The 20,656-nt window shown below is 64.3% G+C and carries 18 protein-coding genes and 1 tRNA gene; 4 read left to right on the forward strand and 15 right to left on the reverse strand.

Annotated elements, in window-relative coordinates:
- The first annotated feature begins 222 nt into the window (after positions 1-222).
- On the forward strand, positions 223-975 hold the full coding sequence (gene phnF / locus B0I08_RS09670) for a phosphonate metabolism transcriptional regulator PhnF (RefSeq protein ID WP_106212210.1): 753 nt from the start codon (positions 223-225) through the stop codon (positions 973-975).
- 105 nt (positions 976-1,080) lie between these two features.
- Here phnF and B0I08_RS09675 read toward each other — a convergent pair whose 3' ends face one another.
- A complete protein-coding gene (locus B0I08_RS09675) occupies positions 1,081-1,515 on the reverse strand; it encodes an SRPBCC family protein (RefSeq protein ID WP_181243365.1) in 435 nt (144 codons plus the stop codon).
- Between the two features lie 402 nt (positions 1,516-1,917).
- Positions 1,918-2,820: an alpha/beta fold hydrolase gene (locus tag B0I08_RS09680; protein WP_181243366.1), complete on the reverse strand. Its 903-nt coding sequence runs from the start codon at positions 2,818-2,820 to the stop codon at positions 1,918-1,920.
- Positions 2,821-3,095: 275 nt separating this feature from the next.
- On the opposite strand from B0I08_RS09680, the gene B0I08_RS09685 reads away from it, so the two are divergent.
- Positions 3,096-3,755 (forward strand): pentapeptide repeat-containing protein, encoded by a 660-nt coding sequence (locus B0I08_RS09685; RefSeq protein ID WP_106212218.1) that lies wholly within the window; start codon positions 3,096-3,098, stop codon positions 3,753-3,755.
- A 32-nt stretch (positions 3,756-3,787) separates the two neighbouring features.
- On the opposite strand, the gene B0I08_RS09690 is transcribed toward B0I08_RS09685, so the two are convergent.
- Positions 3,788-5,425 carry an MFS transporter gene (locus tag B0I08_RS09690; RefSeq protein ID WP_106212220.1) on the reverse strand — a complete coding sequence of 546 codons (1,638 nt, stop codon included), beginning with the start codon at positions 5,423-5,425 and terminating at the stop codon, positions 3,788-3,790.
- Positions 5,426-5,600: 175 nt separating this feature from the next.
- Between B0I08_RS09690 and B0I08_RS09695 the strand changes: the two genes are divergently transcribed.
- Entirely contained in the window at positions 5,601-6,143 is a 543-nt protein-coding gene (locus tag B0I08_RS09695) for a TetR family transcriptional regulator (RefSeq protein WP_181243367.1), read from the forward strand.
- A gap of 4 nt (positions 6,144-6,147) precedes the next feature.
- Here the strand turns inward: B0I08_RS09695 and B0I08_RS09700 are convergent, their stop codons facing one another.
- Entirely contained in the window at positions 6,148-7,584 is a 1,437-nt protein-coding gene (locus B0I08_RS09700; protein ID WP_106212224.1) for a reverse transcriptase family protein, read from the reverse strand.
- A 941-nt stretch (positions 7,585-8,525) separates the two neighbouring features.
- On the opposite strand from B0I08_RS09700, the gene B0I08_RS09705 reads away from it, so the two are divergent.
- The gene (locus B0I08_RS09705; RefSeq protein WP_146134378.1) at positions 8,526-9,158 is read left to right on the forward strand and encodes a hypothetical protein; all 633 of its coding nucleotides are present in this window, start codon (positions 8,526-8,528) and stop codon (positions 9,156-9,158) included.
- Positions 9,159-9,849: 691 nt separating this feature from the next.
- On the opposite strand, the gene B0I08_RS09710 is transcribed toward B0I08_RS09705, so the two are convergent.
- From B0I08_RS09710 to B0I08_RS09760, 11 genes are all read right to left on the reverse strand, one after another.
- Positions 9,850-9,923, reverse strand: a tRNA-Pro gene (locus B0I08_RS09710).
- A 157-nt stretch (positions 9,924-10,080) separates the two neighbouring features.
- Positions 10,081-10,560 carry an NUDIX domain-containing protein gene (locus tag B0I08_RS09715; RefSeq protein ID WP_106212228.1) on the reverse strand — a complete coding sequence of 160 codons (480 nt, stop codon included), beginning with the start codon at positions 10,558-10,560 and terminating at the stop codon, positions 10,081-10,083.
- Positions 10,561-10,564: 4 nt separating this feature from the next.
- Complete coding sequence (locus B0I08_RS09720) at positions 10,565-11,905, reverse strand: M18 family aminopeptidase (protein WP_106212230.1); 1,341 nt, start codon at positions 11,903-11,905, stop codon at positions 10,565-10,567.
- Positions 11,906-12,100: 195 nt separating this feature from the next.
- Positions 12,101-13,918, reverse strand: a complete 1,818-nt coding sequence (locus B0I08_RS09725) for an HNH endonuclease signature motif containing protein (RefSeq protein ID WP_106212232.1) — start codon at positions 13,916-13,918, stop codon at positions 12,101-12,103.
- 323 nt (positions 13,919-14,241) lie between these two features.
- Entirely contained in the window at positions 14,242-15,750 is a 1,509-nt protein-coding gene (der, locus tag B0I08_RS09730; RefSeq protein ID WP_106212234.1) for a ribosome biogenesis GTPase Der, read from the reverse strand.
- Positions 15,751-15,757: 7 nt separating this feature from the next.
- On the reverse strand, positions 15,758-16,486 hold the full coding sequence (gene cmk / locus B0I08_RS09735; RefSeq protein WP_245884735.1) for a (d)CMP kinase: 729 nt from the start codon (positions 16,484-16,486) through the stop codon (positions 15,758-15,760).
- A complete protein-coding gene (locus B0I08_RS09740; RefSeq protein ID WP_106212236.1) occupies positions 16,483-17,574 on the reverse strand; it encodes a prephenate dehydrogenase in 1,092 nt (363 codons plus the stop codon). The genes cmk and B0I08_RS09740 overlap by 4 nt, the downstream gene beginning before the upstream one ends.
- A complete protein-coding gene (locus tag B0I08_RS09745) occupies positions 17,571-18,341 on the reverse strand; it encodes a pseudouridine synthase (protein ID WP_106212238.1) in 771 nt (256 codons plus the stop codon). Before B0I08_RS09745 ends, B0I08_RS09740 begins: the two co-directional genes overlap by 4 nt.
- Entirely contained in the window at positions 18,328-18,933 is a 606-nt protein-coding gene (gene scpB, locus B0I08_RS09750) for an SMC-Scp complex subunit ScpB (RefSeq protein ID WP_106212240.1), read from the reverse strand. Before scpB ends, B0I08_RS09745 begins: the two co-directional genes overlap by 14 nt.
- Positions 18,923-19,777, reverse strand: coding sequence for a segregation and condensation protein A (locus tag B0I08_RS09755; protein ID WP_106212242.1), 855 nt, complete (start codon positions 19,775-19,777; stop codon positions 18,923-18,925). The genes scpB and B0I08_RS09755 overlap by 11 nt, the downstream gene beginning before the upstream one ends.
- Positions 19,761-20,648, reverse strand: coding sequence for a ParA family protein (locus B0I08_RS09760; RefSeq protein ID WP_106212244.1), 888 nt, complete (start codon positions 20,646-20,648; stop codon positions 19,761-19,763). Before B0I08_RS09760 ends, B0I08_RS09755 begins: the two co-directional genes overlap by 17 nt.
- Positions 20,649-20,656 lie beyond the last annotated feature (8 nt).

The raw sequence follows: 20,656 nt of genomic DNA on the forward strand, positions 1-20,656 counted from the left end.
TTTGTCTGCACTGCTTTTGTCTGCACTGCCTCTATCAGCACTGCTTCGGTCAGCACTGAATCCTGATGCACTGTCGATGTCTTCCACGCCAGACGTCCCTTCAAGTTGTCTACTTATCTAGACAACCAAAATTCTAGGGCCGTAAGCTCGAGAGCACAGGCTTCCCGCCCGACGGGGAAGCCACCACTGGATGAACTTCCGGTAAACCGACCAGGAGGACCCGTGACGGACCGCACACCCGGCACCCGATCGAGCAGCGGCTACTCTGCCTGGCGTTTGATCGCCGAAGAATTGCGCGCCGAGATTGGCGACGGCAGGCTGCGCGCGGGCGACCGCCTGCCCACCGAGGCCGCACTCGCAGAGCGCTTCAGCGTGAACCGACACACCGCCCGTCAAGCAACAGCTACACTGGCAGAGGACGGCCTCGTCGAGTCCCGGCGCGGCAGCGGCACCTACGTGACTGGCGAAGCCATGCGGCTGCACCGGATCGGCGTACGCACCCGACTCACAAAGAGTCTTGGCGAAAAGGCAAGTGCCTCGGGCAACCTACGCGTATTGAACAGCGCCGTCGAAGACGCGCCCACCGACATTGCCCGCAGGCTCGCGCTCGACGGCGGCAAGGCTGTAAGAATCGAGACCACTCGCTCCGCAGGCGGACAACAGATCTCGATGAGCACGCACTGGTTCGACGTTTCGCGCCTGCCCGACATCGCGACCGTTCTTCGGCGCACGGGATCGGTCACCTCAGCGCTCCGCGAGAGCGGCGTCGACGACTACGTTCGCACCTCGACGGTCGTGGGCGCGCGGCATGCCACCGCGTCAGAGGTGGCCGTTCTCGATCTCGGCCAGGGTGCGATCGTTCTCGTGACCGAAGGTCTCGACAGCCTGACCGACGGCACCCCGCTCCAGCACGTTGTGACGCGCTTCGCGGCGCAGCGCGTCCGTCTGGACATCGAGCACCCGCGCGCGGATTAGGTTCGTTCCGTCGCGTCGATCTGCGACAACCTGCATCGATCCGCGTCCGCCGTGCGCAACCCGCACCAGCCGTGCGCAATCCGCGTCAGCCGCGCTTGACCCACCTCAGCTTGCCTCGACCACCCTCTTGAGCCTCTCCAGATGGTCACCGTCTTCTTTCTTCAGCACGGCGACGACGAGCGGAAGCATCATTCTCTTTGCGCCACTTGCCGTCACGACACAGTCGAGCTCCACGCGCGTCCCGTTCGCCTCAGGGACGAACGTGTACTCATAAACGGTTTCGATACCCTCTGTCACGTTCTTGACGGCGTACTTCTCGCCGGGCTCATAAGCAACAACTTCGAGTTCAGCCTGCTGCTCCCTATCGTTCTTGAGCGGGCCCTTCATCAGACGGGTCTCGCGAAATCGCGTTCCCACACCAATCGGTCCATCCGTAATCTTCACCATGCTCTGCACGGACTGAACTACCTTGAGTGCATTCTGCGGTGCGGCGATGAAGTCGAACACGGCGAGCGGCGGACGAGACATCCATTCGTTCATTGAAAATCCGGCCATCATGTACTCCCGGTTGCAGCGTTCTCGTTCACTCGATCTTCTTCACTCGATCTTGTTCACTCGATCGTATTCAGCGGGGCGTCTCAGCCGCTACCGCCCTCAGCTACCTGCCACGCTCCGGGCGGTTTGTCGCGGCCCAGCCGGTGTTCTGTCGCAGCCCCGGTTCCTGAGGACTGCGCCCTATATTGAGGCCCAGCGTCTGGCACAGCACGAGACGTGACCCGCACATCGAGTCGCCGTTGGCGGCGCTATCGAAGGAAGTCGATCGCCAGAAAGCAGCAAGCCGACCATCGTCCTTGTGCACGGCGCATGGGCCGACGCATCCCGCCTGGCGTCGTGGAGCAAATCTTCGCTGAGCGAGTACTCGCTGACCGAACCACCCGGTGGTTACACCGACGCGAAGAACTCCACAATGCAGGTCGCGGCGGCATGCGGCTCTTCGTCCGCAACAAAGTGACCGGCACCCTCGATGAGCGCGAGACGCGCGTCAGAGCCGATTGCATTCGGACTCGCGAAGATTATGCGGGTAACGGACGGAGGAAATCCAATGTCTTCAGTGCCGAAACAAAACAGGGACGGCATAGTGAACCGCTCCTGCCGGTACACCCCTCGGATGATCCTCCCGAGCTCCGGGAGCACCATCCGGCGGCACAGGGGGCCCGCGGCCCGCGAAAGCTCGGGATCCTGCAGCAACGCGACGTAAACCGCGACGACCTCGGGGTTCAGTGGTCGCGCCGCGAAGTGCGAAAACAGCAAGCGCGGCAGGCGTCCCGCTCGTAACAGCGAAGACCCAAGCCCGGGAATCGCGAGAGCCTCCTGGTGCCAGAGGTGCCGCATGCCCGGGACCATGTCGAACGAGAACCGCATCTGCGGAGGTGGTACGGACAGCATCACCTGCGCGCTGAACCGATCTGGCGAGTTCAGGGTGAGTTGAAAGGCGGTGATCGCGCCCATGTCGTGGCTCACGAGTCGAACCCGGTCAAGCCCGAGCATGTTGAGTAGCGTGATGATGTCCTCTGCGCGGCGCGTCCGGGTGATCGCTTCAAAGGGCAGGCTGCTCCAGCCTTCGCCTCGCAAGTCCGGAGCGATAGCCCGATACCCGGCAGCGGCGAGCGCAGGCATAAGGTCGCGCCATTCCCACCACGTCTGCGCGTATCCCGACAGGAGGAGCACCGGGTCGCCCGAGCCGAGAGTCGCGACGTGCATGCGCCCGTCCGGCAGGTCCACAAATGAATGGTCGACCCCGGCGACAATCGGCATCGCGGGCTTGGCTGTCGTCGTGAACGTCATGTCGCAGCTCCTTCGCAGCTCCATCGCTACTACGTTTGTAGTGACCACTTCAGGGTAGCACCCGAGACACTACGTTTATAGTCGCGCGTCCAAGTAGAGCGGGCTCGACTGTCGCCCGCGAGCTCGGCGTCAACGAAGCAACGCTCGGCCAGGCGCGAGACGGCGCAGCTAAGCCGATATTCGCGCAGCTGAGCCGATGTTCCCGCGAATAGTGCACACACTGACTCGAACGTACGCTGTCAGGTCACGTCGGCGGCGGGTGCCAGAGTGAGTGCATGGCAAAACCGAGCACCCATCCCCCGCGTCTTGACGCACCTCGTGCCCTCGAGCTTGCGGAGGGCGACACCGACTCGCTCCAATCGCACGATGGTCGCGATGGTGAGCGTTACAGCGGCGCCGATCTGAGCGAACGGGACCTCGCAGGCGCGACGTTCAGCGAGTGCGAGTTTCTCGACCTGACTGCCCACGAGACCGATTTTCGCGCCAGCGAATTTGTCGACGCTCGCTTCGATCGACTGAACGCCCCCATCTTTCGGGCGCCTCGCTCCCGCTTTCGCGACGTTACCATCGAGAACTCGCGCCTGGGGTCGGCGGAGTTCTATGAGGCGTCGTGGCAGTCCGTGCACTTTCGTAACTGCAAACTCGGCTACATCAACCTGCGCGGTGCGAACCTGCGTGACGTCTTGTTCACCAACTGCCAGATCGAAGAGCTCGACCTGGGCGGCGCCAAGGCACTGCGGGTCGCGTTCGTCGACACCGTCATCATCACCCTCGACGTCACCCGGTCGCAGCTGGAGCACGTTGACCTGCGCGGGGCTGACATGCGTGCGCTGTCCGGCCTCGAGGGGTTACGCGGCGCAACCGTGAATTCCTATCAGGTGACGGAGCTGGCGCCGATCTTCGCGCGCCAGTTCGGAATTCGCGTCGAGGAGTAGCTCGTCCAGGCGGCACAACGAAGGTGGGCGCTTCACCCCGTCGTCTGCGCGCGCATTGAACGCTGGATCACCAGGGCAGCAGCCAGCATCAACACCAGGGCAATGGTCGCCGTGGCCCCGACCCCACTGTCGAATGCCGCCTGCGCCGACGAGACGAGGGACGTCGCATCGGTGCCGGGCAGGTTTTCGGCGACGCCGAGCGCCCCGCCGAGAGTTTCGCCGGCGGCGGTGGTGTCGGTCGCCGACAGTCCGGCGGGCACGGCGACGTTCGCGCGGTAAAAACCGCTGAGGATCGCGCCGAGAACGGCGGTTCCGAGAACGGCACCGAGTTCGTAGGCTGTCTCGGAGATTCCCGACGCTGCGCCGGCCTTGTCGGCGGGCACCGATCCGAGAATCACGTCATTGGAGATGGTCTCGGCCGTGCCGATACCGAACGACAAGATCACAAACGCAATCGCCACCACGATGGCGTTGAGGTCGTCACGCATCGCGATAATAAGCAAAAAGCCGCTAGCGCTGAGCAGGATGCCAGCGATGATCACACGACGCGGGGCGACACGGCGCACGAGGGCAGCGGCGCCGAGGCCCGCAATGATGCCGCCGACCGCGCCGGGGATGAGTAGCAGTCCGGCGTCGAGCGGGTCCAGTTCGAGTACGAGCTGCAGGTGCTGCGAGACGAAGAACAGGAACCCCACAAGCGCAAACACCGACAGGAAGTTCGCGAGCACGGCGCCCGAGAAGAACCTGTTCGCGAACAGCGACAGGTCGAGCAGCGGGTTTTTGATCCGGCGCTGGCGCAGTACAAACAGCACTCCGACAACAACACCAACCACCAGGGCGGTCACACCGACCACGGTGATGCCGTCGTGCGCGAGGGTTTTGATCGCGTACACAAAGGGTGTGAGCGCGGCGAGCGACAACACAATGCTGAGGTAGTCGATCTTGTGGGGATTCGGGTCGCGTGATTCGGGAATCAGCGACGGACCGAGAATCAGTAGCGGCAGAAGGATCGGCACAGCGAGGAGAAATACGGATCCCCACGGGAAGTGCTGGAGCAGAGCGCCTCCGACGATGGGGCCAAGGCTGGAACCGGCCGAGAATCCGCCCGCCCAGATAGCGATCGCGAGGGTACGTTGGCGGGGGTCGCTGAAGATGCTGCGCAGCAGCGAAAGCGTCGACGGCATCAGCATGGCGCCGAAAAATCCCATGATGGCACGGGCGAGAATCAGCAATTCAGCGGTGGGCGCAAATGCGGCGGCGGCCGAGACGATGGCGAAGCCAGTGGCGCCAACCAGCAGCAGGCGGCGGCGTCCGACGCGGTCGCCGAGGGTTCCCATGGCAACGAGGAGTCCGGCGAGGACGAGCGGGTAGACGTCGACGATCCAGAGAAGCGTGGTGCTGCTGGGGCCGAGGTCCCGGCTGATCGCCGGCAACGCGAAGCTGAGCACGGTGTTGTCGACGGAGACGAGCAGCACCGGCAACATAAGCAGGGCGAGGGCGACCCAGCGACGCCGTGAACCTACGGCCGGGCTGGCAGCTGGGCTGCCGGTGGGGTTTGCGCGCGGGATGCTCGGCGTGCGCGAAGTGCCCGGCGTGCGCGGGTTGGTTGGGGTGCTTGCGGAGACGGATGCTGCGGAAGCGGTAGCGGGCGATGACGAGTTGTTGCTCATAGCGACTTCAGTTTCATAACTAACCGGTTGTCGAACCGGGGAGGTGGGGCGGTTTACTGTACCGACAGGTACAGCGATCTACTATACCAACAGGTGAAGTAAAATGGGGAGAAAGTGTGCGGCGCAGCATCCCGTCCCTACCAACCCGCACCTCCATTCCGCGAACGGAGAATCGATGACCCAGCACCGCCTCAGTGCACGCGAGGACATTCTCAGCGCGCTCGAGAACGTGCTCATCGAGAGCAACGGTGCTGGCGCGACACTCGATGAAGTCGCCAAGCGCGCGGGCGTGACCAAGGGCGGTTTGCTCTACCACTTCGGGTCGCGAAAGGTTCTCGAATCGGCACTGCTCGACCGGTTCGAGGAGCTCGCCGAGGCGGAGTACGTGCGGATGGCTGCGGCTCCGAACGGGGCGGCCGCGTACTACGCCGAACTGGCGGAGTACATCGGCAGTGCGCTTGAGCGTGTGACGATCGCGGTCGGGATGCTCGCAAAGCGCGATCCCCGCGCGGCCGACCTTATCCGTCAGATGCGCACCACGCACTTCGACCTGATGAACGTCGACCTCGGGGATCCTCAGTTGGCGCGGGCGACGATGCTGATCATCGACGGGATGTACTACGACCTGGCGACCATCGGCGAGCCATTTACGCCGGAACTGGATGTCGCGGGGTTCCTGACGCGCATGCTGGCGACGAAGCCGGGCGGCACCAAATAGCCGCTCACCACTCGATGCGTGCAAATGCCGCGCGCAGTCGTGGCCCTCGTGACGGGTTGACCGACTCCATCCAGGAGATGCGCCCGAGCAGGTGCGCGCGAAAATCGGAATGACTGCCACGATTTTGTGAGTCTGGCCCCTGGGTGGCCGCGTTGTGCAGCACGGACCGCAGCTGGTCGAACTCGCGGCGGGGTGTATTTGTGCGCTTGTTGACCACCACACCCGTCACCACCTGCCGCACAATTGCTGCACGTACACGAGTTTTGCGGGGGTTGATGGTGTGGCCCTCGTCCTCAACAATCCGGGTTATGCCGCGGATGGCCGTGTCAGCGCGACGGGCGAGTTCGGGACCACCGCTGAACGCGAGATCGTCGGCGTAGCGGGTGTACTGGCCGCCCGCGGCATCCGCCCATCCCGCCAACCGCGAATCGAGGCGACGCACCGCCAGATTCGCGAGCGCGGGGGACGTCGCGGCGCCCTGTGGGAGATGCGGCACAGCGAGTACTTTCCGCAGCGCAAACCGCTCTCCCGGAGAGCCGCCCGGCGGCATCTGAGAGAGAATGTGTGGCGGCACGGCGTGCACCGCGAGCCCCACAAGGGTGTGTGCGACAGCTTCGGGAAGGCCAGCCTGGCGCAGCACCCCGTAAATCCGTCCTGCGGTGACGCGGGCGAAAAAGCTGGTCAGATCCAGGTTGATCACAACTGCCGCACCGGTGTGCACCGCTGCCCCCGTAACGGCGCTGCGTGCGGCGACAAACCCGTGCGCGGCGGGGTGCAGCGGGATAGGCGAAAGCACCTCATCGAGCACTGTGCGTTGGATGGCGCGGAGCCGCTGGCCCGGCACCTCGAGAAGTCGCGGAGTGCGGCCCGGGCGCTGCCGCCACTCGTAGCGGTAGTGGTGCAGACGTCCGGGGCGGGCACGGCGGTTCCAGAGGCGGACGTCGGCGAACCAGTCGAGTTCGCCCTGGGTGAGGTCGAGCAGTGCGGCCAGGTCGACGAGCGAGTCGAGGCGGGTGACGGTGTGAGCGCTAGGGGTGTGAGCGCTGGCGGGGTTGGCGCTGGCGGTGTGAGCGTTGGCGAGGCTGGCGAGCGCGAGCTCGGCGCTGACTTGGTCAACCCTGATACGCGCCTCGGTTGGGCTGGTCGGATGGTGGATGATACGAATCGCAGCCTGGCGTTCGACCGACACTTCTATCGCAGATACAAAAGACGGGGCACTCCGAATGACCGCCACAAGTTCACGCGGAGCATCGGTTGGTCGGCTGCGGTAGGTGGCGAGAATCTCGCGGGCGAGGGGGCCTAGCCACCTGCGGCGGGCCCCGAGCACACTCGCGCCGGCGTCGAGAAGGGCGGGTTTCATCCAGGTGTCGGCCATGAGGAACGCGTGCGCGAGTGCCGTTGCGACAGTTCTGGTGTACGCGTCGAGGTCGCGGGCGTTCACGGGTGCCTCATCGTCGGTCTCGGTGCTGCGCGGTGTGTGAGGCGGTGGTGTCTGATGCGGTGGTGTGCGACGGCGCCCGGTCGACTCGTCCGTCTGTGCGGGCGCTGTGGTGCGCGAAGCGCACTCAGGCGCCTGCGGCGCGTGTTTCTGGTGTTCTGCGTACCCCGGGGTATCCCCGGAGAGGGTGGCACAACTCGTGAACCACCCACCTCAACCGGACGCCATCGCACCCTCACACGCTAACGGGTGACCACGAGAAAGTGAAGGATCCCCGAAACTGGACGAAAATGGCTGGACGAGCGGTGTCGCACTCGCGATTGCGGCAGCTGTCGGTGCAACGCTGTTCCCGGAGGACGAGTTGAGGGACCCCGCAGCTCAGGCGTTAGCCCGCGGTTCCTCGACGGTGTCGCTCGTAGAACTCGAGTGCAAGCAGATCGACGATTGCTTTCTGGACCCATTTACCCCGGGAGGGCGCCCCGCCCCCAGCAATCCGGCGCGCCGTAAAACTCGTGAAGCCCGCAGATGCCGTAAGAGTCGGCAAGCCCTCCCGCATCTTCGCGAAGCCTTCACTCGAACAGCGCCCACGCCAGAAGGAATCCAGCCAGCTCACCCTGGATCGTGCGAGACGGATGTCCCGGTCGCGACTCTGGCGACGACCGGCATCCACATAGGCAATCTGATGAATGGGCTGCCGGGGGTCGACAAATCCGCTTCTATGAGTATCGTCAAGATCATGCTTGCTCCATCAGCAAGGAGGCTGCGAATGCGTGGGTGTCTCGGGCTCGATCCATCGCACTTGTGGCGGAGTCGTGAGTGATGCTGGCACGACCGAGAAAGAAACCACGCCGGTACGGTCAAAGCTTGAGCCCCTGAGCAAGAACGTGGCACGGACGCCGATTTCTCATCGGGTAACCCAGAGCGTCCCCCTTACAATCAGCATTTTGTCGATCCTCATCGCCGCAGCGTCGGCCTTCTTCGCCTATGAAGCGTCGAAGGACGCGTATGTCAGCGACCGCAGAAGCGAGTTAATCGATGTCGTCGCCCAACTCAACGTGAGTGTGCAGAATGGTGAACTCGAAGAAGAGTCAGCGTTCCTGATCGCTCAGGCCATCTGGCTGACAGAGACCGTGCCCGATGTGCCGGCTGTGGTGTACCGACAAATTGCAGAAGCGATCGTCATCGAAACCCCGGTCGACAAGGAAAATGCTCTGCCGCTTCTTGAGGAGGCCATGAAGCGCGCCGGCGCAGACAACAACGAGTATGAACAGGTTTCCGTCCTTCAAGTGCGGGCTGGCATCTACGAAGATCAAGGTGAGCTGGAACGGATGCGAGACGACTATGAGACGGCGGTCCAACTGTCCGCCGCGTATGACGGGCCAAATCTTTTGCGGCAGCACGCCGTTCCAGCGTTTACACACGTGTACTGGGGTCGCGCGGAGGTCCGAGCCGGAGAGTGCGCGGCGGCCGTGGAACAGCTGTCGGCCGCGCGCGAACATGCAAGCTTTGTCACCCATACAATTTTGGAGGAGTGGATGACGGGTCTCGACGAACAAATTGCTGGCTGTTCTCAATGATCTGGAGCCGCGCTCGAGGCGGCCGCACCCGGTGCTGCCAGCCATGGGATTAGCGCTCGAGGGGGCACGCAACCACAAAAACGCTCCTGGGACCATTCATGAGCGAATTGTTTGTCGCTGTTCAGACTGTTTCGCGAGAATCGCGCGAACGGCCCAATCGTGGGGTACTCGGGAAGCCCTGAAATGCACGGGAGTTGAGTGCAGACATCCTGTCATTCCGCCGAGCCCCCGATATCGCCTCACATGACAGCCTCGAGCCGCTCCCGTGATGCACCACGCTCCCTCGTCCACGATCGGGCGACACCTTCTCAACGCTGCCCGCGCCTAGCGGGACCGCGATTGGCATAATCGCTACACCGACACCTACCCCCGTCGGAGTCCCGCGACCAGCCGACGCTAAACGCCGCAGCCGACCGACGAGACCGACGGGCCACCGCTTTGCACATAACCGTTCCGCTTCGGAACGCTGTCACTGCCCGAGAGCCCCCGGCGGAGTGGACGATCCGGCGCGCGGCAATACTCGCTAAGCGGTCGAATACCCTCCACTCTGACCGCCATCAGCCATGCAGCGGCGGCAAAACCCCGCGAAAAGCTGCCGGAAACGAAGAATCGCTCCTGAGATATCTCAGGAGCGATTTTTCATTGCGTTGCTCAGACCGTTTCGCGAAGAGTTTCGAGAACGGCCCAATTGTCGGGCTGACAAGATTTGAACTTGCGACCCCTTGACCCCCAGTCAAGTGCGCTACCAAGCTGCGCCACAGCCCGTGACAACTCCCCTAGCTTATCCTGTCCGAGCGCCCGCGCCGAACCATTTCGGCAACTGTGGCCATTTCGGCAACCGTGGCTATCTGGGCAACCGTGGCTATCTTGGCGGCTGCAACCACTTCGACAGCTGCACCCTATTGCGACTGGCCGAGCCTCGTCAGAAACGAAGCAGCGTTCGCAGTTGGGGCCAGGCGGTCGCGAATGCCGGATGCAAGGGCAGCTCGTCGACCAGCGCAGGGGTGACCCATTCCAGCGCGACGCTCTCCGCGTCTGCGATGACCGGCTGGAATTGCTCGGCTGCCTCGACTACGACGGTGGTGTACGACCAGAAGCCAAGGTCGAGGATCACCGTATCGATCACCCGCAATAATTCAGGTGGCACAGATGCCTCTTCGGCAGCTTCCCTCAGGGCGCCGTCGAGTGCGGACTCCCCCAGCTTGCGGGCGCCTCCCGGCAAACCCCAGGTTCCGCCGTGATGGCTCCATTCCGCGCGATGCTGCAGCAGCACGCCGAGGTCACGGTTCCACACCAGAAGCCCCGCAGCACCGAACTTCCCCCAGAACTTTTGACCATTCGGGCCGTACACCCAAGCGTCGCCCGGATCACGCAGGTGCGCGGGAGGGAATTCGTGGGCCATGGTCTCAGTCTGCCGCACTCACCTGTGGGGCAAGGTGGAGGTCAGGAGCGGCGCTCCGCTGAGGATCGAGGAACGCACCGATTGCTGCGGTGAACGCCGCCGGGTCTTCGGCCGAACACATCTCACGCGCGGAGTGCATGGAAAGTACGGGCATGCCGACATCCACCGTCCTAATTCCCAAACGAGTTGCGGTGATGGGGCCGATCGTGGATCCGCAGGGCATGGAGTTATTGGAAACGAACTCCTGATAACTGACACCGGCCTGGGCGCAGGCCCGCGCAAACTCCGCGGCGCCGAGGGCATCAGTGGCGTACCGCTGGTTCGCGTTGATCTTGAGCAGCGGACCACGTCCGACCAGCGGACGGTTCGCGGGGTCGTGACGTTCCGGGTAGTTCGGATGCACCGAGTGACCCACATCGGCCGAGAGGCACCAGGACCCTGCGAACGCTTGCAAGCGCTGCTGCTCGGTCGCGCCGAGTCCCGCGGCAATGCGCGACAGAATGTCGATGAGGAACGACCCGCCGGCACCCGAGCGCGAGTCCGAACCTACCTCTTCGTGATCGAACGCGGCGAGCATGGGGATCGCGTCAAGTGTGGTTTCGGCGACTCCCAGGAGCGCCACTACCGAAGAATGGACGGATGACAGGTTGTCAAGGCGACCCGAAGCGAAGAACTGCTCCCCCAACCCGAACAGCGCGGGCGCGGCGGTGTCGGCAACGATGATGTCGTAGCCGGCGACATCCGCCCCCTCACGCCCCGCGAGGCCGGCGAGGTGACCGACCACGTCCGCGCTGCTGGGATCGCCAACACCGATCACGGGGTTCATGTGCACTTGCGGGTTGAGGGTCAGGCCATCGGTGTTTACGCCGCGGTCGAGGTGCACGGCGAGCTGCGGGAACCGCAGGAATGGTCCGGTGCGGACGAGTTCGGACGAGCCGTCGCTGAAGACCAGGCGTCCGGCGAACTCGAGCTCGCGGTCGAGCCAGGAATTGAGCAGCGGTCCGCCATAGACCTCAACTCCGGCCTGGATCCAGCCGTGGTTTCCGATGGTCGGTTTTGGCTTGAGCTTGAAGCCGGGTGAATCGGTGTGCGAACCCGCGATGCGGAAGGGCGTGGTGGCCGTTGCGCCCGCTGGCTGGATCCACGCGATGATGGCGCCGTCGCGGATGACGAAGTGTTTCCCGCCAGGGGCTGCATGCACGTCCGACGGCCAGGCGGATGACTCGGCGAGCTCCGTGAACCCTCCGTCCGTCAACCGGCGCGCGACTTCGGCGACAGCGTGAAACGACGAAGGTGAAGCCTGGATGAAACGGGCGAGGTCCTGCAGGTGCGAAGAATTGGTCACGGCTCAATTCAATCACTTCGAAAATGAGACAGCGGCTGGCGGGCATCTTGGCGCGCATGCACAGGCACTGGCACCGCGGTGCATCGGCAGCAGGCGCTATTGCCACTGGCCGCCATCGTATGCGCGGTGGGGTTACCGTCCGGGCAGGCCCAATCGGGCTCGATGCGAATTCGGCTCGATCCCTCATCAAACTGGTCAGAACGGATGTGGCCCCTCGGGCTGCGGTCGGTACCAATCGTGGTCCGCGGGGTTGAAGTTCGGGTCCGTCATCGCGTCAAGGTTGCTCCAAACGGTGGCGGAAGAGTCGACTTCGGGTTTCGGGAATCCGATCGACACAGCGGGTTTGGTGATGTGAACCTTTTTCGCGGGGGAAACCCATTCGAGCATCCCGTTACCGAGGGCACGGACCTTCCACCCGGTGTAACTCTTCACGTTGTGATGGGTCGGACAGAGATGTTGGAGATTGTCGGTACTGGTGTGGCCGCCGTACTGCCATTCGATTATGTGATCCAGATCGCAAAATTTAGCGGGTCGAGCGCAGCCAGGGGCGCGACAAATCTCGTCGCGCAGCTGCAACCACGACCGCATCGCCGCCGGGACCTTGTACCGGTCCTGACCAACCGAGAGCACAACACCGGTTTCGGGGTGAGTCAGCACCCGCATCCACGACGGTGCGCCGGCAGCCAATTCCATCGCCGTGTCTCGGTCGATCGGGCCGTACCCCTCCACGGTCGCCGGTTCGTCACTGCGCCCCAGCAGTGTCAGTGCCGGAACCATTACCGTTACGGTGGCGCGGATTCCGGTTGCCGCACCTCCCGCCAACACCTCAGCACCATCGGCAGCACGGCGGGCCGGGGAGCTGGCAGGAATCTCCCCATTCAGGAGCAGGTCACGAAACACAGCCGCTTTCAGCTGACCCAGCGGGCGTTGCTCATCAGGGCCCTGGAGCCGGATAGCCGTCTCGGTGCAACGGTTGTAGATGCCAATAGCGTCTGCGGCCGGAAGCTGCGCCGAGATCACTGCCATCCCGTCCGCTGCCGGATCTACTGCGAGGTACTGTCTCTGGCGAGCTTTCTTGTTGCGGTCCTCAATCGACTCCGGGTGCATCCGCTCACGGATAACCCGCGCGCGTTGCGTCAGCCGCGGCACCGTCGCCTCGACCGCGATCGGCAAGACCGCCTGCTCAAACGCAGCCCGTGCCTCTTCAGGTAGCTCTGCCGCAAGGGAAGCGATCACGGCCGCGTGCCGATAAGTAATCTGCCCGCGATCGAGCGCTGCCAGCGTGTTCGGCAAGAAGCCGACCAGCATCGCCGCCTCAGCGACCTGCATCGCGATTTGATTCTCTGATTTCCTCAGCGCCGCAGCCAGCTCAGTAGTCATCTCCCGGCGGGCAATGACCTCGTCCGACCAACCGGGCTTTGGCTTGCCGGGACCACCCGGAGCGCTTTCACCTTCGACCGACTCGCTTTTAGCGCATGCACTCTCGATGAGTGCAGTCTCGGCCCGGGCATCCGCGACCGCAACCTTCTCGGCACAGGCGCGGCGATACGCGTCCAGCTTTCGGGTGCGCTGAGCGTGCAGTTCGGCTTCGGCAGCCTCCAGGGCCAGTATCTCGTCAACCATCGCCAGCCTGGTGAGGTGCATTGCTTGAGGCGAACTCGGGTCTGGATCTTCACCCCACGCCGCTCGCCAGTCCGCCATCGACCAGCCCTGCGGGTGAGGATCATCCGGCACTCGGTCGAGGTCGATGTGCACCGGTCCGTTGATGCGGTCGTACTCGATCATTTGCCGACGCAGTTCGGCCATCTGCGCCTCCTCCTCAGCCTCCGACTGAACGTCCTCAGGCAGAAGGTCGTCGGGCAGGAGGTAGTTGAGCAGAAGGTCGTCGGGCGGGAGGTCGTCGGGCGGATACTGGGTGGGCGGATGCTGGGTGGGCGGATGCTGGGTGGGCGGATGCTGGGTGGGCGGATGCTGGGTGGGCGACTCACCCGAAGGCTCCTCTAGATGCGTCATACCAACACGATTCACCCGGCCACTGACATTCACGGATATTTCGTCGAATTCGGGCGCAGGGGTTGACAATGTTGATGAAATAGCTGGTCAACCGCTAGTTCTACCCCAAACGGGAAGAGACAAGCCGGCACGCAGAACGAGGGAAAGCGAGACCTGAACGAGCCGGGAGTTAGATCGAGAAGAAGTGGGCAAAAGCACACGCGCGAACCAAAACGAGCCCGGCACCACCGAAGTGGGCCGGGCTCGTTGGGCTACGCAGCTGGAGCCAGCAAAGGGCCGTATATCGAGCAGCTGCAGTTGCAGGCAGCGCGCCTACCCACCTACTAGCGCTTGCGCTTCTCGCGGACGCGCATGTTGACGTTGATCGGGCTTCCCTCGAAACCGAAGATCTCGCGCAGGCGGCGCGTGATGAAGCGGCGGTACTGCGGGTCGAGGAACCCGGTGGTGAAGAGCACAAACGTCGGCGGACGCGAGGCGGCCTGCGTTCCGAAGAGGATGCGCGGCTGCTTTCCCCCGCGCACCGGGTGCGGGTGCTCGGCGGTGAGTTCTGCCAACAACGCATTGAACTTTCCGGTGGGGATGCGGGTGTCCCACGACTCGAGGGCGATCTCGAGAGCCGGAACCAGCTTCTCCATGTGGCGACCGGTCTTCGCGGAGATGTTAACCCGCGGCGCCCAGGCAACGTGGCTGAGGTCCTGCTCGATCTCGCGCTCGAGGTACTTGCGACGTTCGTCGTCGAGGAGGTCCCACTTGTTGAACGCGAGCACGAGCGCGCGGCCCGACTCGAGAACCAGGTCGATGATCTTGAGGTCCTGCACGCTGATGACCTCGGAGACGTCGATCATGACGATCGCGACCTCGGCCTTTTCCAGCGCTGCGCTGGTGCGCAGGGTCGCGTAAAAGTCGGCGCCCTGTGACAGGTTCACGCGGCGGCGGATACCGGCGGTGTCGACGAAGCGCCAGAACTTTCCACCGATCTCTACCTGCTCATCGACCGGGTCGCGGGTGGTGCCGGCCATCGCGTTGACGACGACCCGCTCCTCTCCGGCGGTCTTGTTGAGGAGGCTGGACTTGCCCACGTTCGGGCGCCCGAGGATGGCGACACGACGCGGTCCACCAACTTCTTCCTTAGCAACGGCAGAAACCTCGGGAAGGACGGTCATCACCTTGTCGAGCAGGTCGGCAACGCCGCGACCGTGCACGGCCGAGACGGGCCAGGGCTCGCCGAGTCCGAGGCTCCAGAGGGCCGCAGCGTCTGCTTCCTGGCGCACGTCATCGACCTTATTGGCGACGAGGATGACCGGCTTCTTGGTACCGCGGAGCATGCGGACGACGTGCTCGTCAGTCGAGGTGGCTCCGACCGTGGCATCCACCACAAAAAGAACGGCATCTGCGAGGTCGACGGCGATTTCGGCCTGGGCCGCGACGGACGCATTGATGCCCTTGGCGTCTGGCTCCCAGCCGCCGGTGTCGACGATGGTGAACTTGCGTTCGGCCCACTCGCCCTTGTAGTTGACGCGGTCGCGGGTGACGCCGGGGGTGTCCTCGACTACGGCCTCACGGCGACCGATGATGCGGTTGACCAGAGCGGACTTGCCGACGTTCGGCCGACCCACGATCGCCAGAACCGGCAGCGCCGGAAGGTAGACGATTGCGTCGGGGTCGTACTCCGACATTTCGAGGACTTCGTAGTCGTCGTCGTCGAGGTCGTAGTCGGTCAGTCCCGCGCGAAGCGCGTTGGCGCGCATGGCACCGTCTTCTTCGCCGAGCGCGTTCAGTCGCTCAACGACCCCGGAATCTAGTTCGGGAAAGTCATCGTTTTCGTCAGCCATTGTTTCCTCAGTTCGTGGGGATCTCCGCGCGGCCTTCAGCCACACGTACAAGATCAACGACGGCAGCCACCGTCTGATCGAAGTCGAGATCCGTTGAATCGACGGTGATTACTCCGTCTGCGGCGTTCATGAAGTCGACGACCCTCGAGTCTGCCGCATCCCGCGAGGCGAGTTGCTTAGCTGTCGTCTCGGCGGATTCCCCCGAGATTTCCGCTGAACGCCTTCCCATTCTAGCCTCCTCGGAGGCTGTGAGCAGTATCCGCAGTTTTGCGTCGGGAGCCACGACCGTGGTGATATCCCTGCCCTCGACGATAATGCCGGATTTTGCGCTGGCCGCGATGATCTGCCGGAACAGCGCGACGAGGTAGGCGCGCACCTCCGGCACCCGTGCCACGGCGCTCACGACGGCGGTGACGCGGGGCTCGCGGATGGCGTCGGTTACGTCTTCTCCCCCGACACTGACGAAGTAGTCGGCCGGGTCAATGCCGATCTCGTAGTCGAAATCGACGAGCTGCGCGATGACCGCATCGGGACTGCTGGTGTCGATGCTCCGGGCGAGGCAGGCGAAGGCGAGCGCCCGGTAGGCGGCGCCGGTGTCGAGGTAGTCGAAGCCCAGACTGGTCGCGGTCGCGCGGCTGACGCTGGACTTGCCGCTGCCGGCAGGGCCGTCGATCGCGACAACGAGGGGGGATGCTGTGTCGTTCACGGCGATGTTGTTTACGGCGGTGTTACTCAACTGAATGCTCCTGCGATCTGCCAGCCGCGAGCTTCGAGCTCCTCGACCAGACGTTGTTCTTCCTCGGGGAGGACGCTGATTTCTGCGAGGCCGATCTGGGCCCGGGGTGAGTGCTCGAGGCGGAGGTCCTCCATGTTGACGCCCACCTCGCCGATCTCCGTGAGCAGCTTCGCGAGTTCGCCCGGCCGGTCATCCACCTTGATGACGATCTGGCTGAAGTGCTTCGCCTGCCCGTGTTTGCCGGGGATGCGTGCGACCCCGATGTTTCCATCCGCGAGTGACTCGGCGAGGGCTCGACGTGCGCCGGGCACAGCCGGATCAGACAGAGAGCGGATGACCCGGTCGAGGTCATCGCGCAGAGCCTCGAGCACCGCGCCCACAGGCTGGGCATTGGCCGCAAGAATCTGCACCCATAACTCTGGGTCGCTCGCGGCGATGCGGGTCATGTCGCGCAATCCCTGGCCGGCGAGACCCACGGTCGCGTCGCTGGCGTGGTGAAGTCGGGCGGCCAGAAGTGACGACAGCACCTGCGGCACGTGCGAGACCATCGCCACAGATGCGTCGTGCTCCGCGGCATCCATCTCAAGGGGAACCGACCCCAGGTCAAGGGCGAGGTCTTCGACGGCGGCCGCTCGCCGGTACGTGATGTCATCGTGGCCCGCGATCACCCAGGGCCGACCGATGAACAGGTCGGCGCGGGCGGAGATCGCTCCCCCGCGCTCGCGTCCGGCCATCGGGTGGCTACCGATGTAGCGCGACAGGTCGGCGCCGAGAGCGCGCAACTGGAGCAGGGGCGCAAGCTTGATGCTCGCGACATCCGTCACCAGCGCGTCCGGGTAGGCGTCGAGCTCGAGTGCAACGGTGGTCGCGACCACATCCGGCGGCACGCACACCACGATCAGCTCGGGGGCGTCCCCCACCGCGGCAGCGCGCCCGGCGCCGTAGTCGATCGCCAGGGTGAGGGTGGCGGGAGAAATGTCCGACAGGATGACGTCGACGCCACGTTCGCGCAGCGCCAGGCCGATGCTTGCCCCCAGCAGCCCTGCCCCGACAATTCTTACCGGGCCGCGCAGGCGGCGGTCGGTCACGACTTGCTGTCCTGTTCGGCTTTCGCCGCGCGGGAGATGGTGAGCAGCTGACCGAGTTCGGCCTTCGTGAGGTCGCGGATGTTTCCGGACGGGAGCGAACCGAGGTGGAGCGGTCCGAACTGGCGACGCACCAGATCGATGACGGGGTGGCCGACGTGCGCCAGCATGCGGCGCACGATCCGGTTGCGGCCGGAGTGCAGCTCGATCTCGACCATCGACTGGCCGCGACCAAGCTGGCCGACGACCCGCGCCTTGTCGGCGGCGATGAAACCGTCTTCCAGCTCAATGCCGTTCATGAGTTCGCGCATGGTGGTCGAGGCGACCTCACCGGACACCTTGGCAATGTACGTCTTCGACACACCGAACGACGGGTGAGCGAGCACGTGGGCGAGCTCACCATCGTTGGTGAGCAGCAGCAGGCCGCTGGTCTGGGTGTCGAGGCGGCCGACGTTGAACAGGCGCTCCTCGTAGCGAGCCGTCCAGCGGTACAGGTCGGCCCGGCCGTTTTCGTCGGCGAGGGAACTGACGATGCCCACCGGCTTGTTGAGCATCAGGTAGCGGCGGCTCGTGTCGAGCTGCACCGCGGTGCCGTCCACGGCGATCAGGTCGGCGTCGGCGTTGACCCGGCGCCCGAGCTCGGTGACGACCTCGCCGTTGACGGTTACGCGGCCGGCGGTGATCATGTCCTCGGAGACGCGACGGCTCGCGACGCCCGCCGCGGCCATTACCTTTTGCAGGCGTTCGCCCTCATCGCTAGGAGAGTTCATCGAATCCGTCCGTTCCATCGTCAAGCAGGGGAGAAATATGGGGCAACTCGCTGAGCGAATTGATGCCGAGCTGGCTGAGCAGCACGTCGGTGGTGGCGTAGTTGATTGCGCCGGTCTCGCTGTCGGCGAACGCCTCGGTGATCAGGCCACGTCCGAGGAGCGTGCGCACAACCGAGTCGACGTTCACCGCGCGAATCGAGGCAATCGACGCACGACTGATCGGTTGCTTGTAGGCGATCACGGCGAGAGTTTCCAAAGCCGCCTGAGACAGTTTCGTTGGGTTTTGCGTCACAACAAAATCGCGGGCCACATCGTCGTACTCCGCGCGCACGTAGATGCGCCACCCGCCGGCGACCTCGCGCAGCTGGAACCCCCTGCGGATGCCGCCATTTTCGCCGTCAAAGTCAGCAACAAGTCGTGCGATCGCCTTGCGTACAGCAGAGACCGGAGTGCTCAGCGTGGACGCCATGCCGACGAGGGACTGCGGTTCGTCCGCGACCATGAGGATCGCCTCGAGCGCGCGATCGAGGTCGAGGAACCCCGGCGGCACGGTGGCGCCGTCACTCGCCTTAGCGAAAACGTTAACTGTCATAGTCGGCTCCCAGATTGGCCAGAGACTTATCGGACCAGTTCTCCGCGGTCCACCGCACGATCAATTCGCCGAGCGGCTCGAGCTGCTCGAACGAAATCGCGGCATGCCGGTACAGCTCGAGCACCGCGAGGAACCGGGCAATCACGACGCCCTTGCTGACGATCCCTATGCCCTCGGCGCCCGCGATCAGCTGCCGGAAGCTCAACGGTTCGCCCCGTTGCAGCATCGCGACGATGTGGGCGGCCTGTTCCCGGATGCTGATCAGCGGCGCGTGAAGGTGATCGAGCCCCACCGTCGGGATCTCATTCGGGGTGAGCGCGAGCGTCGCGATCGCGGCGAAGTCGTGCAGGCTCAGCGTCCAGACGAGCTCCGGCGTCTGCGCGCGATACTTCTCCTCGAGCCGCACCGCCCGAAACCGGCGGCTGAGCTCGTTCTCGAACCTGGCCGAAAACCACTGTGATGCTTCCTTGAACGCGCGATACTGCAGCAGCCGCGCAAACAACAGGTCGCGGGCCTCGAGCAGAGCGACATCCTCCGCATCCACCAGCTCCCCCTGGGGAAGCAGGCCTGCGACCTTGAGGTCGAGAAGAGTCGCGGCAACAACAAGAAACTCGGTCGCCTGGTCAAGCTCGGCTTCGGTGTCGACGCCGCGCAGGTAGGAGATGAACTCGTCGGTGACGCGGCTGAGCGACACCTCGGTGATGTCCATCTCGTGTTTGGAGATGAGCGACAACAGCAGGTCGAATGGGCCGTTGAAGTTGGAGAGGCTGACGGAGAAGCCGCGCGAAGGGCTCGCGGTCTCCGCCTGCGTGAGCGAGGCCTCGCCCTTAGGCGACTGCACCACGGGAGATCAACTCTCGGGCCAGCTGGCGGTAGGCCTCGGAGGCCGGGTGTTCCGGAGCGTAGGAGGTGATCGGGATGCCCGAGATGCTCGCGTCCGGGAACTTCACCGTACGGCCGATGACCGTGTCGAGCACGTCGTCGCCGAAGGCCTCAACCACGCGTTCGAGAACCTCACGCGCGTGCAGGGTGCGCGAGTCGTACATGGTGGGCAGGATGCCGTCGAGCTTGATCGACGGGTTCAGCCGGTCGCGCACCTTGTCGACGGTCTCCACCAGCAGCGCTACCCCCCGGAGGGCGAAGAACTCGCACTCGAGCGGGATCAGCACGCCGTGGGCCGCGGTCAACGCGTTGATGGTGAGGAGCCCGAGCGAGGGCTGGCAGTCGATGAGGATGACGTCATAGTCGTTGGCGACCTGGCGCAGCACGCGCGACAGGATCTGCTCGCGGGCGACCTCGTTGACCAGGTGCACCTCCGCGGCGGAGAGGTCGATGTTCGCGGGGATCAGGTCGAGGTTCGGCACGTGTGTGGCAACGACCGCGGACCGGGTGTCTTTGACCGTGCCGAGAAGCAGGTCGTAGATGGTGGTCAGCTCGTGGGTGTTGATGCCGAGTCCCGCGGACAGAGCGCCCTGCGGATCGAAGTCGATGACCAACACCTTGCGGCCGTATTCGGCGAGCGTCGCGCCCAGGCTGATGGTGGTCGTCGTCTTACCGACGCCGCCCTTCTGGTTGCAGAGGGCAATGATGCGGGCCGGACCGTGCGTTCCCAGCTGCTCAGGCACCGGGAACGATCGAATCGGACGACCGGTCGGACCGACCTTCGGAGTTTCGAGACCCGAGAGCTCGCCACCCTCAATTTTCTTGGCCGCCACAGACGTTG

Origin of the sequence: Glaciihabitans tibetensis (genome assembly GCF_003003265.1) — a bacterium.
Classification (GTDB): domain Bacteria; phylum Actinomycetota; class Actinomycetes; order Actinomycetales; family Microbacteriaceae; genus Glaciihabitans; species Glaciihabitans tibetensis.

Coding starts and splice junctions, on each gene's coding strand:
- scpB (WP_106212240.1), bottom strand. CDS start 18,933: ATGACAGTTAACGTTTTCGCTAAGGCGAGTGACGGCGCCACCGTGCCG.
- B0I08_RS09695 (WP_181243367.1), top strand. CDS start 5,601: ATGACCCAGCACCGCCTCAGTGCACGCGAGGACATTCTCAGCGCGCTC.
- B0I08_RS09725 (WP_106212232.1), bottom strand. CDS start 13,918: ATGACGCATCTAGAGGAGCCTTCGGGTGAGTCGCCCACCCAGCATCCG.
- der (WP_106212234.1), bottom strand. CDS start 15,750: ATGGCTGACGAAAACGATGACTTTCCCGAACTAGATTCCGGGGTCGTT.
- B0I08_RS09690 (WP_106212220.1), bottom strand. CDS start 5,425: ATGAGCAACAACTCGTCATCGCCCGCTACCGCTTCCGCAGCATCCGTC.
- B0I08_RS09675 (WP_181243365.1), bottom strand. CDS start 1,515: ATGAACGAATGGATGTCTCGTCCGCCGCTCGCCGTGTTCGACTTCATC.
- B0I08_RS09685 (WP_106212218.1), top strand. CDS start 3,096: ATGGCAAAACCGAGCACCCATCCCCCGCGTCTTGACGCACCTCGTGCC.
- B0I08_RS09745 (WP_106212238.1), bottom strand. CDS start 18,341: ATGAACTCTCCTAGCGATGAGGGCGAACGCCTGCAAAAGGTAATGGCC.
- B0I08_RS09715 (WP_106212228.1), bottom strand. CDS start 10,560: ATGGCCCACGAATTCCCTCCCGCGCACCTGCGTGATCCGGGCGACGCT.
- B0I08_RS09680 (WP_181243366.1), bottom strand. CDS start 2,820: ATGACGTTCACGACGACAGCCAAGCCCGCGATGCCGATTGTCGCCGGG.